Origin of the sequence: Arthrobacter sp. 260 (assembly GCF_013116745.1) — a bacterium.
In the GTDB taxonomy this organism is placed as follows: Bacteria; Actinomycetota; Actinomycetes; order Actinomycetales; family Micrococcaceae; genus Arthrobacter_D.
On the sequence record NZ_JABFOE010000012.1, the window covers coordinates 40041 to 55973 of the forward strand.

A 15933-nucleotide genomic window follows, 5' to 3' on the forward strand; every position below is an offset into this window, starting at 1 on the left:
TTTCTATGGTTTACCGCAATGATCATCGGGATCCTGGCAATGCACGTATGGATGGGCGGTCACGGCCCGTCAACGCATGGTATTTCAGCGCAGGGAGTTTCGGCGCAGGGCGCCTTAGCCCACGGTGCTGTGGTTTCGACCAATTCCATGACATCGGACACCGATCCTGCGACGTCGATGAGCGGTTCGCATCCCGTCCAGGGAAACGATGTCCCCGCAGCCTCGGAGGGGACCGCCGCCGAAGTTGGTCAGGGATGTGTGGGGTCCTGCGGCAATGACGGGGCGGCCCTGGGAATGTGTCTCCTGGCGGTCATCGTCGTCGCCGTGCTGGCGTTTCTCATACGTTCCCAGAAATTCGTTCCCGGGTCAGTACTTCTGCGTGGTCCGCCCTTGATTCGGCTGCGGCCCCTATCGATCCCTGTTCCTTCTTTGATTCAACTCTGTATCAGCCGGACATAAAACGCCGGCACCTGCCTTATCCGTGTGCATCTGCTCGCACCCGTTGGCATGCACGCCCAGTACGGGCCCCATTACAGACTATTCATCAGATGAATTCACAAAGGATCAGATCACCATGAAGCGTTCCCTCTCCCTCTCAGCATTGAGCGTCGCAGCCGTCATCACCCTCGCGGGATGCGGAAGCGACAACGAACCCGCTACCCCGGCAGCCGAGCCAACGGCTTCCACCCAGGAATCATCACCTACGGCAACCGAATCCAGTGCTGAGGTGTCCGCCGAGCACAATGACGCGGATGTCATGTTCGCCCAGATGATGATTCCCCACCACCAGCAAGCGGTGGAAATGAGCGACATGATGCTCGCTAAAGATGACGTCAGCCCCGACGTCCTTGACCTGGCCACCCAAATCAAGGATGCGCAGGGTCCCGAAATCGAAACCATGACCAGCTGGCTGGAAGCGTGGGATGAACCCGTTGAGCCTGAAGGCGGCATGGAGGGCCACGACATGGGATCCATGGGTGGCATGGACGGAATGATGGACGACGATCAGATGGCTGACCTCGAATCAGCCGAAGGCGACGACGCAGCCAGGATGTTCCTCGAATCCATGACCGAACACCACAACGGGGCGGTAGACATGGCGCAAGAAGAAATCGACAACGGCGAGAATCCTGAAGCGATCGCCCTCGCCGAGACGATCGTGGAAACCCAGCAGGCCGAAATCCAGGAAATGGAAGAACTGCTCGCCGAACTCTAACTCGGCACTAGTTCGCTAGTAGGGAGGGCCAGACATCTGGCCCTCCCTACCTCTCCCTTACTTCCTGTGACCCGAAGGATTATCACCGTGCCCCGCCCCAAACTTCTTCTCTCCTACCCGCAACGAGGCGCCAAAATGGCGGTCCTCACCGCCGGCCTCCTGGTCCTCACGGCCTGCTCACCGCAAGTCCCACAGGGCTCGGACACCAGTGAATCCTCTGAGTCTGCTACCAGCGCGCAGGGCTACCCCACCGGTCATATCCATGGCATGAGCGTGAACTCGAATCGGGTGCTACTGGCCACTCACGATGGGCTGTTCGACGTCTCCGAGTCGCCGGCAATCCAGATCGGGCCGACCATTGATTTGATGGGTTTCACCACGGCCGGGAACGGCGAATTTTATGCTTCAGGTCATCCCGGCCCAGGGTCTGATTTGCCGAACCCCGTGGGTTTGATTCGGTCCACTGATCAGGGTCAGACCTGGCAGCCGTTGTCCCGCCAGGGGGAGTCGGACTTCCATGCTCTCGCGGCCACTGACGGCGGAATAGTGGGATTCGACGGTCAGCTTCGGATCAGCGCCGATGGAACGACGTGGGAATCAGTGGATGAGCAACTTCCGGCTTTCAACCTGGCCGCAACACCCCGAGACAGTATTGTCCTGGCAACCACCGAGGACGGCCTGCAACGCTCCACCGATAACGGAGCGACGTGGGCCGCAGTGCCCAGCGCACCCTTGCTGATGCTCACCGCACTTTCTGAGGGAAAAGCGGCCGGAATTACCCCTGAGGGCAGGATTTACACCAGTAGTGACGCTGGTCTGACCTGGGTCGAGCAAGGGGTAGTTCCCGGTGAGGCGGCGGCGATTGCGACCCACATGCTTGACGACTCCACACTGCGGATCTGGGTTGCCACCGAAGACAGCGTCCAGGTATCCAACGACAACGGTCAGACCTTCATGGACATTAGGTCGAACCACCAGTAGCCACTAGACCCTGCAAGGCGTGTTCTAGTGGTAGATCCCTTGCACTGTGACGGTCCACTAGAACTGGTACAGCGTCGCGTGAGGAGAGTGAACTGGCGGCATCCATGGCATAGATGCAGTAACGGGCAAGATCTGCCGAGTTCATGGACACCTCCGCAGTCCTGTTCTGAACCTCTGCGCGTATCAGGTCGGCGATGAAGGTCTCAAGGTAGTAATGGGCGTGGTCGACATGGGCGCTGCGATGGAGTGCTGGGGATGATGAGTCATGGGCCTGCCTGTCGTAAAGCATCAGCGCGTAAGTCTCAAGCACGACCTGCAACTGGCGCCCGGTCCCAGCTGCTCTGGTTGCCCTCTTCGTTGCCTTGGGACTTTCCATCTATAAGTCACGCGGTCTCACCGGACTAGGTGCCACGGGTAACAGGCACACCACCCGCGCGAGGATCTGAACGTATCGGACAGCTTGTAGCGACGTCTTTGTGTTTAGCGCAGGAGCCTGCTGATCGCCTGGGTTGCTTCCTTGACTTTTGCGTCGATAGCTACAGAAGATCCGCTTGTTCCGGCTTCGTGTGCTGCGGCGACGACGCAATGCTGTAAATGGTTTTCCAGCAGGCCGAGGCTGACGGCATGCATGGCACTGTTGACTGCGGCGACCTGGGTGAGGATATCGATACAGTACTGATCCTCGTCAACCATGCGCGCTATCCCGCGGACTTGTCCTTCGATGCGCTTCAAACGCCGCAAATAGGCGGCCTTGTCCGAGGTGTAGCCGTGTACCGCGGCGGTAGTCACCGGTTGATCACCTGATGGACCTGCCGGGTCGGACTCGGTGGCAGAAGCTGTCCTCATCGTGCGTTTGGTATTGCTTCGAGTTCCGGATTCGGCGCTCACGGTTCGTTCCTTTCATGACCAACAGATACTCCGGTGCTGGCGGATGAGATCGTTGGCGCGTCCCCAACTACGCGTTCCGCGTAGCCACCATCAGTATTGCCGATATCGAGACCGGGTTGGAACGCTCAGACATTGAATTTGGTTCCAATAATGGTTCGTGGGCCCGCGGAATACGGTGGGTCTGGAATTGCAGCCGGGGACCGTTATCTTAACGTGACTTAAATACCACGGTGGGGTATTCTCGATCGAGTGATTCCGGCACCCCGCCGAGAGCACATTCCCGTGCAGAATGCCGAGTCCTGCCGCTGTACCGGGAGCCGTTCGCACAATCCAGATGGCAGGGACGGGGGAACCACGTTTCCACCGGGCCACCGTACGCGGTGACCCTCGGGGTTAAGTCGATCTGACTATCCAGCGCAGAACCAGCATCGTTCGCGATTGCCGGGAAGCTCTGGGATGGCGGACGGCCGGGTGACTCCCATCCGAACCCGACAGCTCACCCCGCAGGCATGGGAGAGGCAAATTACCATGTCACGTACGTCCATTCCGGCACGCCACCGCGCCGCTACCACCCATTCCATCGCCCTCGAAGGGCTGACCTACTCTGCGAAGACCAACGCCGTAGCACTGGGCAAGCCAGCCATCATCGCAGCAGCGACGGGCAGTCTCGTCTTCTCCGTCGGAGCAACCGCCCAGGCCGGAACCTATACCCAAGACGCCGCAGCAGCGCAGTCAACAACCATCTCAGCACCAGCAACGGCCGCAGGTGTCCACACCGTTGTCGCCGGCGACACCTTGGGCGCGATCGCTGCACTGCACGGTATCAACCTTGATAACCTTTTGGCCCAAAATGGCCTGTCCTACGCCTCAGTCATCTACCCGGGGCAGCAGATCCAGCTCACCGGTGGCGCAGCCGTCAGCGCGGCCGCCGTTCCAGCAGCTGCTGCAAGCCAGACCTTCTACTCGGCACCTGCACCTGCACCAGCCGCTCCGGCAGCTGCACCAGCCCCCGCCGCTGCACCAGCAATGATGACTTTAGCTTCTGGTTCCATCACCCCGATTGCACCTCCAGCTAAGGCGGCTCCGTCGTCCGCAGTCGGCGCAGCATTGGTCGCTTCCGCGTACGGCCAGCTTGGATCCATCCAGGACTGCACCATCCTCGTCGAGCGAGCACTGCGCTCCATCGGCCTGAACGTTGGCGACCTCGGACCCCTGCAGTTCGACCAGTACGGAACCCGGGTTTCAAGCCCGGTCCCTGGTGACCTCGTCGTCCGCCCTGGCCACATCGGCATTTATGTCGGGAACGGCAACGTCATCAGCAGCGGCATGAACGGGTCCAACCTCACCATTGAGCACCCATTGTCGGACCTCGCCGGATCATACTTCGTGCGAGTCAACGGCTAACAACAAACTTTACGGAGAGCCTCCGTAAACTGAACAAAAGTGGCAGGTGTCCTGGACGGAGGCGCCTGCCACTTTTGCGTTCAAGCAGGCACGGACAAACCGATTGATTGTCTCATCGTTCCCAGTCGCCCATACTCTCCTACTTGTGTCGGTTGTGCGTCAGCCCTGGCGAGCTTCTGTGTCGTCGGTCTGCTGCAATGCTGGCTCTTGGTCTGCTGTTTTACGTGTGGAGGAACGGCGACGACCGGCAGCACTGTTCTCTAGTCCGAGCTTCTTGAGCTCATCAGCACTCCACCCGTCTTTGGTGGCACGCACGTAGGCGCGCTTGTCGTCCTTCTCGGCTTCTGCGAGTTATTCTTTGAGGTCAGCGACTCGTTGCCTCGCCTTGACTAATGCGGTTACGGATTCAATGCGGGAATCCAGGAGAGCGCGGGCCTGAGTCTGTGTCTGCTCGATACTGATAGTTGCCATACCTCCACCCTAACTTTGGTGCTGTCGAGCTGGCACTATACGGCGCAAGGATTGCCCGCCTTGTTCACTGGGAGATCGTGCAGATGCGAGTTTCTTGGATCATGGAACCACTTCTCTAAATCGTCCATTCCGTATCGGACTAGACGGGCGGAAATTCGATAATACTGCGGACCCTGCCCGGCTTGCCGCCACAGTGCCAGGTCAGCGGTTCTGATGCCGTACTTACGTTCCACGCTCTGAGGCGAGATGAGAGCCATTGGTTGCGTCCTCCTGTTTGTCATTCCTGCCACCGTTCCTTTCGGCAACGCCGTCATCACTTGGCTGCGAAGTGAATTGGCAAGTGGGAGCTGGGAGACCGTGGAATACCGGAGGGAGCTTGCGAGTGAGGATATGCCGCGAAAGCGCCCGGCGGAGACTTGCCAAGAGAAGGGCAGACAGTACATTTACCAGCCGAAACGGAACGGCGCAGCCGATCAATCCAATGCAGACGCGAAGCGTCCCAAAGGCCCTTTACACCCCAACCGGAAACACGGCACCGGTTGAAAGCAGATGGAGACTTAGACCGAGCAAGCTGGGAACTTAGGTGCCCTAAGTTGCTTCCCGCCTCGACACGTGGTGTCGCGTGCGGCACACTGGGAGTGTGGTCCCCGGATTTACCGGGTTCGCTGCGCTGGCATTGAAGGGCGGTTTGACGGATGAGTGAAAGCAACGGGGTTGCCAGTTGGAAGTCGCGCCGCCGCCGCGCCAACGTTGAGGGCGGCAGGATGCACCGCCACGTCATCAAAGTCACCCCGGAGGAAGAAGCACGGTTAGTGCAGATCGCGGAGAAGCACCGCGTAACCGTTGCCAGGCTGTTAGTTGAATCAGCTTTGAGCGAGGGAGGGGAAACCCCGTCCGAACGGCGCAACCAGTTCATGGAGCTTTCCAACCTTGCCCGTCTCGTCGGGACGGTTGCGAACAACATCAACCAGGTTGCACGGCACGCAAACACCACCAGCGAAATCCCGGCGGACGCGGCAGAGTCCATCACCCACGCTAAGAGTGTCATTCACCGGGTAGACCGCCTACTGGCGACGATGGCCGGTCGGTAGGCGTGATACCGAACATCACCCAGGGTGATCGCATGAGCGGACTCATGGTTTACCTCGCAGGACCGGGCCGGGCCAACGAACACGAAGAACCGCACCTTGTGGCCGGGGATACTGCACTCATGGCTTGGTACGACGACAACGAACTCAACCGAGATTCAGCCCTCGATATTGCCAACAGCCTCGACCGTGCAAAGCAGTTCTACGGCACAGAGGTTGAGGGCGGGCACGTCTTTCATTGTTCGCTATCTCTGAGCGCCGAAGAAGGCAAACTCACTGATCAGCAATGGGGAGATATCACCAACGACTACATGAAGTCGATGGGATTCACCGACGACAGCGGGAAAGCCCCGGCACGCTGGGCGGCAGTACGTCATGGCGTGAGCAAGAATGGCAATGACCACGTTCACATTGTGGCCTCAATGGTGAGAGACGATGGAACGAAGTGGAACGACTGGAAATCCAAGTACAAATCCCAGCAGGTATCCCGTGAGCTGGAGAAGAAGTACGGACTCAACGAGTTAGGTTCGATCCGTGCCGAGCGAGGTTTCACCCCCGCCGAGCAGGAGAAGGCACGACGCCAGGGCAAACCAGAAGTAGAGCGCCACAGCGTCGCCCGGACTGTCCGAAGCTGCGCTACAGCGTCCGTGAGTGAGGCCGAGTTTGTGCGCCGCGCACGGCAGGAAGGTCTTCTGGTTAGGCCACGTTTCGCGGCAGGCCGCTCCGATGTAGTGACCGGTTACTCAGTAGCCGAACGCCCGGCCAGGGGAGAGCGCGCTGTTTGGTACGGCGGTAACTCGATGGGCCGGGATCTGAGCTTGCCGAAGCTCCGCGAGGGATGGGAGAGCACCCCGGAGAACGCCACTGAGGCCGTCACCGAGTGGACTGCCGCCGCACGCAATAAGCGAGTCGTAGCACCGGGGAGAGAGACAGAAACCCCAAGCGCTGAACTATGGGAGAAGCACGCCAACGAAGTAGGAGCGCTGCGCGAGATACTAGCGTCCACCCCGTACACCGATCATCAGACGTGGGCTAGCGCTGCGCGGGAAACATCAGCAGCGTTCGGCGCATGGTCTAAGCGGATCGAAAAGACCCCAGGCCCGCTAGCCGATGCGTCGCGAGAGCTGGCGAAGTCAGCCCAGCTACGCCGCTACCCGCCGAGCACCCCAAAGGCCGGAGCAGTCTCAGCCAGGGGAGCGACGATGATCCTGCTGGCCGCGACTTCCAGGAGTCCCCGAGCCGCCTATGCGCTGATGTTCCGCCAGCTCGCGGCCACAGCGAAAGCCATTCACGATATGCACAAAGCCACCGCAGACCTCAACCGGGTCAGAGGCCTATCAGCGTCAGTAATTGCCGCGACGAAGGCCGTCGAAGCCAGCGCACCAGGGCAGACCATGAAGTCCGCGCAGCCTGCACGGATGACGATCGAGAAGCTACGCGAACGCCACCCTGGACTGGATGAGGAAACTCTGAGGGCACGGCTGTTTGTCGAACGCACCCGCGAAGGCGCACCGATACCGGCGACACTTACACGCGGCCAGAAGCCCACCGAACACGCTGCACCAGCACGCGGACCAGAACAAGAGCGTCAACGAGGGATTGAGAGATAGGGGATAGCTCATGAGCGAATCGGACGGAATAGATGATGCAGTAGAAGGTGGGTTCCGCGCCGGCCTGATGGCAGCGGCACGCATTGGAGAGCAACTAGCAAGGATGCGTGAGGAGCAACAGCGCAGCATCCAGCAGGCAGAAGAAGCGCGGGCCAGAGAGCTCCAGGATCGATTCAATGCCTCCCAGGCAGCAGCTCGCGCCCAGCTCGACCCGGTAAGCCGGGATGACTGGTGGGACAAGGCCACCCCGGACATGATCGAACGCGCCCACGAAACAGCAGAAGCGTGGAAAGACTATGACCCGGTTGCCGCCGAGCACGCCGGAACGATCAGGGACCAGGTGCAGGACCGCTACGGGATCGACGTAGACAACCCCGGAGCCACTGAACAAGACATTTCCTCAGCCGTCACCCAAGCCCAAACGGCACGCCAGCAAGCCGAGAACGAACGGTCCAACGTCGCCGCAGCGCGCGGCGACGAAGTAATAGCCGGAGCAGCGATGGCAGGCGCGAACCGGGAAGACCGGACACGGGCCAACAACTCAGCAGAGCCAGCCTACGACGCACCGGAGCGCCGCCAGCAACTCGCCAAAAGCCTAGAGAACCACCCCGACCGTGAAGCCGTGAATGCCCGCCTGATCGCTGACAGGCACCAAGGAACACCACCGAGCGCAGCAGTGAACTCCAAGTCGACAGTGGGCAAGACCTCGAAAATGAAAACCCCTTCCATAGGAAGGATCATTGAGCGCGGCGGTCTGGGACGCTGACTTGGTCAGACAGGAGTGCTGAGGATAGTGGCCAGTTCTTCTGGGTGTCGGGAAGAGGTAAGCCAGTAGGGTGTCCGGTCTTGATCATCAGTGATCTCTATTTTTACCACTGCGCTGATCCAACCTCGAATACAAAGATACGCAAGCCCGTTCATCGCTGGTCCGCGCTGGTGGGTTGCGTCTTGTCCGGTATAGGCCGTCACTGTTCCAACGAACGTGCGCTCGATTCGTGCCCGTCCAACTCGCACAGTTGTTGGCGTGACGATGATTTTTGGCGTGAAGAGGATGAGGGTGGTTCCTAAGGCGAGGAAGGTAGCGATTGATGAGATGACGCCTACGGTGGGATTAATTGGTGCGAAGGCAATTGCCCCGAAGGATGACAGCCCAGTGGCGAGAATCCATATCCAGATGTTTGGTCGCAATGACTCCTTATATAGGATCGGTTCTTTGGCAGCGCTGGAGGAACGTTTTTGCATCGGATTTTCCCGTGGTTGTCGTGGGGCCGTTCCATGAAATCTGACCGGTGGAGTCGTCGAAGCGGCGAGCCTGAGGTGCTGAGTAAGACGGACATGAAGACGGCTTTTGCAGGATTGTCTGTTGGGTTACAGAGTGTCCTTGTCTACTGTGCCCGCATGGGGGATGGATCCCCCATTTTCATTTTCAGGGCCGTGTACTCGAGGAACGGTGGAGGGGGGTCGGCTACGGAGGGCCAGGAATGTGACTGTGCCGGCGATGAGGAGTATCCCGGATACCCAGGTGTTGACGCGCAGCCCGAGGATGGTGTTCGCGTAGTCGGAGCGCATGAGTTCGAAGAAGAATCTGCCCGCGGTGTAGAAAGCCACGTAGAGCGCGAAGACCGCTCCCGCCCCGGGTTTGAACCGTCGATCTATTAGGAGAAGCACTCCTGCCGCGGCCAAGGACCAGAGGGATTCGTATAGGAACGTTGGTTCGAAGTATCCGAGAACAATTGGGTTCCCTGCAGTGTCGAGGGCTGCCCGCCCTGCAGATAGGTCCATTTGATAGATCTGTACGGCCCATGGCAGGGTTGATGGGTCACCGTAGAGTTCGTTGTTGAACCAATTTCCCCATCTGCCGATCCCTTGAGCGATGAGCAGTCCCGGGGCTACGGAGTCGGCGAACGCGCTGAAACGCACACCGTTCCGGCGGCAACCAATATAGGCGCCTAGGGCGCCTAAAGCGATGGCACCCCAAATCCCGAGACCGCCGTTCCAGATACGCAGTGCATCCCAGGGGTCTCTTCCCGGCGCGAAGTACAACTGGTAGTCGGTGATGACGTGGTAGAGCCTTCCCCCGATAATTCCGAAGGGAATAGCCCACAGCACCACATCTAGAACCTGTCCGGGCTGTCCGCCGCGCTGAGTGAGACGCCTATCCGTCAACCAGCAGGCGACGATGATGCCTGCAAGGATGCACAGCGCATAAAAGTTGATGGAAACCGGACCCAGTTGGACAGCGCTGATAGTCGGAGAAGGAAAGTAGGAGGAGGGTTCAGCTAAAATATTCATGACCTATTCCGGTAAGGGGCGAGGAGCTTTTGCGCTAGAAGCAGCATGACGAACGCGCTGGCTCGACACCAATTCTGGTTGTATTTTCGTCATGCTAATTCGTTTTCTGTCCGGCCAGGACGGCACCAATAATGATCAGCAGGGCCGCAGCCGGGTATCCGACTGCAAGATCCACCAAACCACTTGGCTGCTGTCCGGGCGGGGCAAGGTGAGCGATGACATGGATGACACCTACGACGATGCCAAGGACCATGAGCACCTGACCCAGACGTATCTTGCGGCGTTGGCGCTGATACAGGCGACGGAATTCTTCCGATGAGTGAGCTGATGACATAACTGACCTTTCACTGGAGGCACCGATCGTTCCGGAGCGTTCGGATGATTTCGAGAAAGTTGCACTTAGGCCACTCGAAGGTAGCCGGGTAACGGGGCGACCAAGACAACAGGAAGGCCCACCCCCAGGCAATACACGAAGCCCAACAGTGCCCTGCAAGGCGGCGAGACCGGTTATCCTGCTCAGCGCGAGGACCGCGCTCAAGGCGCCCCCATGTACGGGGTCCGCCCACGACCGAACACCATCCCAAGGAATGGTGCCCCGGCGATAACTGTCATAAAAACCGTTGTGAGGCCAGCGCCGACCATTACAGGTCTGCGGACCCAGACAGGCTGAGGGGTGCGACGTGAGAGGACAGAAGACACAGACGATTTCCGATTCATTTTGGTTTGCCATCGCTACGGGCTTTGTAGGACTTTAAGGGATTCATGGCCGGGCAACCAGGGCGGTGAGATCCGCGTAAGAGCACAAATAATTGGGGAGAGACAACACCTGATATTTATTCGGGTTGCCGGTAACGGCCGGAAGCCGAGGTGCGGACTAGGCGGGTGAAGTCGTAAATTGCTTCACCCGCCCCCAACAAATCGGGCTAGCGCTGCTCGAGAAGAGCAGTCATTTCCTCAATTTCTGCCTGCTGTGTTTCCACGATGGTTTCGGCCATTGCAATCGCGTCAGGGAACATCCCTTCCTCGATTTCCTGCTGAGCCATGTCCACTGCGCCGTTGTGGTGTTCGGTCATGGATTCAAGGAACATCGTTTCTGCTTCGATGCCTTCTGCGGCTTCCAGAGCTCCCATGTCCTCTTCGCCCATCATGCCGTTCATCGAACCCATACTGGAGTCCATGCTTTCCATGTCTGCATCGGTCATTTCCAGAGGTTCGTCCCAGCCTTCCAGCCAGCCGGTGAGCTGTTGGATCTCCGGTTCCTGAGCTTCCTTAACGCGTGTTGCGAGATCCATTACGGCCGGATCAATGTCTTCCTTTTCCAAAAGCATGTCGCTCATTTCCACGGCCTGCTGGTGATGCGGCAGCATCATTTGCGCGAACATAACATCGGCGTCGTTGTGTTCGGCCACCGCTGCTGCGTCCGCTGACCTGCTGGGAGTTGCATCAGCTGGCGCGCCGGAACTCGGAGCGGTTGTGGTGGAACTATCTTCGCCCATATCCATCCCACCCATGCCTCCGGAAGAGGACCCGCAGGCGGAGAGGGTGATGACTGCAGCGGCTGAGAGGGCAGTCAGTGTTGCATAACGGTGCTTCATCAAATAACAGTCCTTAAGAAGTAGGTTCAAAAATTCTGGATCAGTCGTCGTCCTACACGCCACGAGGGGTGATGTGCAAGACAGGATGCAGGAGATCGAGGAGATCTCCCGCATTTTATGTACGACTAATCGAGAGCCGAACCAAAGAAACTGTTTGTGGTCTGCAGCGGAGGATGAGCGTCAGAGGTGGTGGGCCACGCCAGCTGGTCCCGATGACAATCAGGGCTCGGCGGAGCCAAAGAAAACTGAAGGCTCCGATCACCAGGAACGCAATCAGGCAGATCGCGGTGATCATCGAATGATCGGTCGGGCACGTACTTACGCACGGCGAGGTGCTGGGCAATTCCTGACGGTCTACTGAAGTGCCGGTGACTGTTGCGGGTGTCGCATCTATAATGCCGGTTGGGCTGGTGAGGGCTGAGGTTGACCTAGTAGCGTCGAAGAACGCTACTTCGGCGGCAGACACGATTGGCACGTCATATGCCGACAGGGCCGCATCATCCGAACTAGGACTGATCCACAGGTGCATGACCAGCACCCCGACCAGCAGGATAAGAATGTGTAAGCTCCACCCCGGAGTCCGACGCGAAGGCAAAAGGCTAAGTGCGGCGAACTGAAGCATCTTGCCTTCCTTCCTTAATCACCGGAGCCGAGTCTGAAGCGATGAGTGGCGACACCATAGGGTCCCCGCTTTGATCATATCCCCTGGGCGCCGAGATATGATCAGAGCGGAAATGCTGCTTCCTCCTGTGGTCCAGGTAGGACGCTGGGCCCTCCGGTTCGACGTGTTCGGCGGCCTTTTACTTGTCACTTTAGAACGCTGCTGTTTCGGTTTCCTGACACGGGTGCTCGGTAGGCTTATGCTCCAAAATTTTATTGGACCGGGTAATGAGTCCAACCGGTCCGTAGGGAAGGGCGCAGTGCGGCAGCCCGTCGCTACCCACAATGTCGCACGGCACGTTGTTGACACGGGTCAGCGTAGATGGGTTAAAGGAGAAAAGTAGAACGTGCATATTGAACTTCTTTACACTGAAGGTAACCACGAAGCTCAACACCTCCGGGAGATAACGGAACGCTTACTCACAGAGTTGGCACCCTACGAACACGTGAATCTAGTCAAAGTCAGTGCCACCGATCCAGCCGGCGGGACAACCGACGTAAAACTTCCAGTGGTGCGCATAGACGGTATAGACATTAGGGCGGTCAGGGCTGATAAATCCGCTCGGCCGTTGACGTCTGACAGGGATGCCCGCACAGAAGGGACTCTGAGGTCCGCCATTTTGGCGGCCGCTTTGACATCCCAGGTACGTATGCCCTTGAAATACCGCCGAGCAATTCTTGTAGCTTCGCTGATGATTCTTGTCGGAGCTCTGCTGGCGCAGTTTCAGTCCTGGGGGCCGATCCTGACCATGGTCGGGATAGCCCTTCTGGCCGTGGCATTATCGAACAACGGTAGACGTACTGGTCGGCAGTCGTTCATGTGGCCGGCCGGGATTGCGGCTCTAATCTGGGTGGGTATCACGACGTGGTTCTGGTGGCCGGTGTTGTTTCGTGAATCCCCAACCACGGGGGTGGTTGAGCCGGGGCTCTGGCTCTGGTTAGGGGTAACGGCTTTTGTCGCGATGGTCGTTGCGGTCGTTGCGGCCGGTTGGTCCCGTTCGCGTTTGGCCCGGCAGTTGCCGGGCCGGACAAACCGCATGGATAATCCTTCGCCTACCTCCACGGGGAAGCCCGACAAATGAATTGAGGAACCATGATGATCAACCACTTTGCTGTCCTGCCGGTTCTGGTCCCGGACGACAGCCAGCTGCGGCCTGGTCTGGATCCGAGTCAAGTAACGCCAGGTCTTCTTGGATTCATTATGACGTTAGCAATGGTCATTGCGATGATTCTGTTGATGCGCTCGATGGCCAAACGGATACGCCGGGTCCGGTACCGGGAAGAACTGGCAGCGACGGACGTGGCACCTATCGATGGGCCGGAGAGTCCCCTGCCCTTCACCGAGGAAAAGGACACAAAGGGACACGCTGCTGAGTCAGCAAAAAGGGCTGCAGAATCCTGAGCTCGAGGCGGACGACATAGCCCGCTGCTTGCAGGTATTCACCCGCTACGCATGGGCGATGGAGCTGCCGCAGTACATAAGATCAGCATTGATCGGGCTAGATTAGGCTGACGACAGGCCCAGCGACTGTCGTGCCGTGAGGTCGCCCTATTACGAGACTGCGTCTATTCCGACCGGGAGCTCGTCACAAGTAGAATGCCTTCCCGTTCTTCCAGAGCAACGGGGCAGTGTCCGGTAAAGCTATCTGCTGCTCTGGCAGAGTTGCTTTCGGCAGGCTCACTTACAAGTGTGGGCTGCCCCTTTGGCCCGATCTGAACCCCGTCCACGGGCACCCATACCCTGCAGTTGGGGCCTGGATGCTAGTGCCGGCTTGTTCGCGGCTTCTGTTGCCACACGATCCGGTGACCTGTTCAGCGCACCGTTTATTCTGCCGACTATGCCGAGCGCTCAGACCCTCATTTCGCTACTAGATCTATTCCAATGCCCTATTTACTTACCGGCATTTAGGAGGGCCTGCTTGGTGAATGAATCCGTTGTGGTGAGGGCCTACGCGGAGAAATAGTGTGAGGATTGGAAACCATATTTTTGGATCCCACCCCCCTGTTCTACACTGTGTAGAAGTGAACTCTTCTACGCCGTGTAGAACAACTGGGTCGGTGGGCTCACACCCTCAAATGGTTCAAAGGAAGTTGTATGGAAGCCCTGGAGCTTGCCCGTTGGCAATTCGGCATCACCACCGTCTACCACTTTTTGATGGTGCCCCTCACTATTGGCCTGGGGCTGCTGGTCGCCATGATGCAGACCATGTGGGTACGGACCGGGAAGGCCCAGTATCTGCGGATGACCAAGTTCTGGGGGAAGCTGTTCCTGATCAACTTCATCATGGGAGTTGCCACCGGTTTGGTTCAGGAGTTCCAGTTCGGGATGGCGTGGAGCGAATACTCCCGGTTCGTCGGCGATGTGTTTGGTGCACCGCTGGCCATGGAAGCACTCCTCGCGTTCTTCGTTGAGTCGGTGTTCCTCGGGCTCTGGATCTTCGGCTGGGACCGGCTCCCCAGAAAACTTCATTTGGCCACCATCTGGGGCGCGAGCCTCGCCTCGATCATGTCGGCGTATTTCATCCTCGCCGCAAACTCCTGGATGCAACATCCGGTCGGAGTGGAAATGGTCGATGGCCGCCCGGTCCTGGTCGACATCTGGGCTGTTCTGACCAACAACACCCTGTTAGTCGCTTTCCCGCACACCATCCTCGGAGCCTTCTCCGTGGCGGGCGGATTCCTGCTGGGGATCAGCTGGTATCACCTGTGGAAGCGTCGCCGCGACGGAATCGACACGATCGGACCAGACGGCAGCGTCCTGGTCGGTAGCGTCGAGGGTACGGGACGGGATACTGCCGACCACCAGGTCTGGCTCCGCTCCCTCCGGATCGGCGCCGTCGTCGCCGTCGTGTCGTTCGCCGGTGTTGCCGTCACCGGAGACCTGCAGGCAAAACTGATGTTTGAACAGCAGCCCATGAAGATGGCCGCAGCGGAAGCAGCCTGCCACGATGGGACCGGATTCTCGGTCCTGTCGGTAGGAAATCTCGGTTCGCAGGACTGCGATGACATTGTCGCGGTGGTCGAAGTCCCAGGGATGCTCTCCTTCATGGCAAACGGCGACTTCACCACCGAAGTCCAAGGGGTTAATTCCCTGGTGCCGCAATATCAGGCCCAGTACGGAACGAACCTGCCGGATGATCCGATGTATGGGGAACGCGCCGGAATGGAGATCGACTATGTCCCGGTGATGGAGGTGACCTACTGGGGGTTTCGGATGATGATCACCTTCGGCGCTGTCGCCGCGTTTGCAGCGGCGGTGGCACTCTTCCTGACCCGCCGGGGCACCGTCCCCCGATCGAAACGGTTGATGCAGCTCGCTGTCTTCGGGATCCTCGCGCCCTTCGGGGCCAACGCCGCCGGTTGGATCTTCACCGAGATGGGGCGGCAGCCGTTCGTGGTGGCACCCAACCCCGATCCCAACGGTATCGACAACGTGTTCATGTTCACCGCAGCGGCTGTGTCGCCGGGCGTTTCGACCGCCGAACTCGCGACGTCGCTCATCGCCTTCACCGCCGTCTACAGCGTGTTGCTGGTGGTCGAGGTGAAGCTACTGGTCCGGTACGTGCGCGGTGGGGTCCCCTCGGCCATGCCTGAACTCGTCCCTCAACACGGCGCCGACGATGACGATCCCGCGGGCGGGGACGCTCCCACCAACAAGGGCGGCGGCGATGTGCTGGCCTTCGCCTACTAACCCCCTGCGTCCCACTGCGATCCCGGCCCCGCCCGAA

General features: G+C 59.0%; 14 protein-coding genes, 1 pseudogene and 1 riboswitch. Of the genes and pseudogenes, 10 read left to right on the plus strand and 5 right to left on the minus strand.

Features of this window, described 5'->3' with window-relative positions; genetic code table 11:
• Window positions 1-574 precede the first annotated feature (574 nt).
• Window positions 575-1216: a DUF305 domain-containing protein gene (locus HMI57_RS13665; RefSeq protein ID WP_171586560.1), complete on the plus strand. Its 642-nt coding sequence runs from the start codon at window positions 575-577 to the stop codon at window positions 1214-1216.
• A gap of 87 nt (window positions 1217-1303) precedes the next feature.
• Window positions 1304-2197: a F510_1955 family glycosylhydrolase gene (locus tag HMI57_RS13670; protein WP_346655213.1), complete on the plus strand. Its 894-nt coding sequence runs from the start codon at window positions 1304-1306 to the stop codon at window positions 2195-2197.
• A gap of 480 nt (window positions 2198-2677) precedes the next feature.
• Here the strand turns inward: HMI57_RS13670 and HMI57_RS13675 are convergent, their stop codons facing one another.
• The gene (locus tag HMI57_RS13675; RefSeq protein WP_346655214.1) at window positions 2678-3085 is read right to left on the minus strand and encodes a metal-sensitive transcriptional regulator; all 408 of its coding nucleotides are present in this window, start codon (window positions 3083-3085) and stop codon (window positions 2678-2680) included.
• 280 nt (window positions 3086-3365) lie between these two features.
• Window positions 3366-3610: riboswitch (cyclic di-AMP (ydaO/yuaA leader) on the plus strand.
• Window positions 3611-3613: 3 nt separating this feature from the next.
• Here HMI57_RS13675 and HMI57_RS13680 point away from each other — a divergent pair.
• Window positions 3614-4489, plus strand: a complete 876-nt coding sequence (locus HMI57_RS13680; RefSeq protein WP_171586561.1) for a LysM peptidoglycan-binding domain-containing protein — start codon at window positions 3614-3616, stop codon at window positions 4487-4489.
• A 159-nt stretch (window positions 4490-4648) separates the two neighbouring features.
• On the opposite strand, the pseudogene HMI57_RS19160 reads toward HMI57_RS13680, so the two are convergent.
• A pseudogene (locus HMI57_RS19160) lies at window positions 4649-4960 on the minus strand (hypothetical protein).
• 695 nt (window positions 4961-5655) lie between these two features.
• Here HMI57_RS19160 and mobC point away from each other — a divergent pair.
• The 3 genes from mobC to HMI57_RS13695 are packed head-to-tail and all read left to right on the plus strand — an operon-like array spanning window position 5656 to window position 8424.
• Window positions 5656-6051 carry a plasmid mobilization relaxosome protein MobC gene (gene mobC / locus HMI57_RS13685; RefSeq protein WP_171586562.1) on the plus strand — a complete coding sequence of 132 codons (396 nt, stop codon included), beginning with the start codon at window positions 5656-5658 and terminating at the stop codon, window positions 6049-6051.
• 32 nt (window positions 6052-6083) lie between these two features.
• Window positions 6084-7658 carry a relaxase/mobilization nuclease domain-containing protein gene (locus tag HMI57_RS13690; RefSeq protein WP_216607480.1) on the plus strand — a complete coding sequence of 525 codons (1575 nt, stop codon included), beginning with the start codon at window positions 6084-6086 and terminating at the stop codon, window positions 7656-7658.
• 10 nt (window positions 7659-7668) lie between these two features.
• The gene (locus tag HMI57_RS13695) at window positions 7669-8424 is read left to right on the plus strand and encodes a hypothetical protein (RefSeq protein ID WP_171586564.1); all 756 of its coding nucleotides are present in this window, start codon (window positions 7669-7671) and stop codon (window positions 8422-8424) included.
• A gap of 5 nt (window positions 8425-8429) precedes the next feature.
• On the opposite strand, the gene HMI57_RS13700 is transcribed toward HMI57_RS13695, so the two are convergent.
• Together HMI57_RS13700 and lgt are read right to left on the minus strand one after the other, a co-directional pair.
• A complete protein-coding gene (locus HMI57_RS13700) occupies window positions 8430-8900 on the minus strand; it encodes a DUF3093 domain-containing protein (protein WP_171586565.1) in 471 nt (156 codons plus the stop codon).
• A gap of 126 nt (window positions 8901-9026) precedes the next feature.
• A complete protein-coding gene (gene lgt, locus HMI57_RS13705; RefSeq protein ID WP_171586566.1) occupies window positions 9027-9950 on the minus strand; it encodes a prolipoprotein diacylglyceryl transferase in 924 nt (307 codons plus the stop codon).
• A 91-nt stretch (window positions 9951-10041) separates the two neighbouring features.
• Here lgt and HMI57_RS13710 point away from each other — a divergent pair, with 91 nt between their 5' ends.
• Complete coding sequence (locus tag HMI57_RS13710) at window positions 10042-10269, plus strand: hypothetical protein (RefSeq protein ID WP_171586567.1); 228 nt, start codon at window positions 10042-10044, stop codon at window positions 10267-10269.
• A gap of 604 nt (window positions 10270-10873) precedes the next feature.
• On the opposite strand, the gene HMI57_RS13715 is transcribed toward HMI57_RS13710, so the two are convergent.
• Window positions 10874-11545 carry a DUF305 domain-containing protein gene (locus HMI57_RS13715; protein ID WP_171586568.1) on the minus strand — a complete coding sequence of 224 codons (672 nt, stop codon included), beginning with the start codon at window positions 11543-11545 and terminating at the stop codon, window positions 10874-10876.
• A gap of 1007 nt (window positions 11546-12552) precedes the next feature.
• Here HMI57_RS13715 and HMI57_RS13720 point away from each other — a divergent pair.
• The 3 genes from HMI57_RS13720 (at window position 12553) to HMI57_RS13730 (ending at window position 15896) form a co-directional block, all read left to right on the plus strand.
• Window positions 12553-13287, plus strand: a complete 735-nt coding sequence (locus HMI57_RS13720; protein ID WP_171586569.1) for a hypothetical protein — start codon at window positions 12553-12555, stop codon at window positions 13285-13287.
• 11 nt (window positions 13288-13298) lie between these two features.
• The gene (locus HMI57_RS18875; RefSeq protein ID WP_216607482.1) at window positions 13299-13607 is read left to right on the plus strand and encodes a hypothetical protein; all 309 of its coding nucleotides are present in this window, start codon (window positions 13299-13301) and stop codon (window positions 13605-13607) included.
• A 693-nt stretch (window positions 13608-14300) separates the two neighbouring features.
• On the plus strand, window positions 14301-15896 hold the full coding sequence (locus tag HMI57_RS13730; protein ID WP_171586570.1) for a cytochrome ubiquinol oxidase subunit I: 1596 nt from the start codon (window positions 14301-14303) through the stop codon (window positions 15894-15896).
• The last annotated feature ends 37 nt before the right edge of the window (window positions 15897-15933 follow it).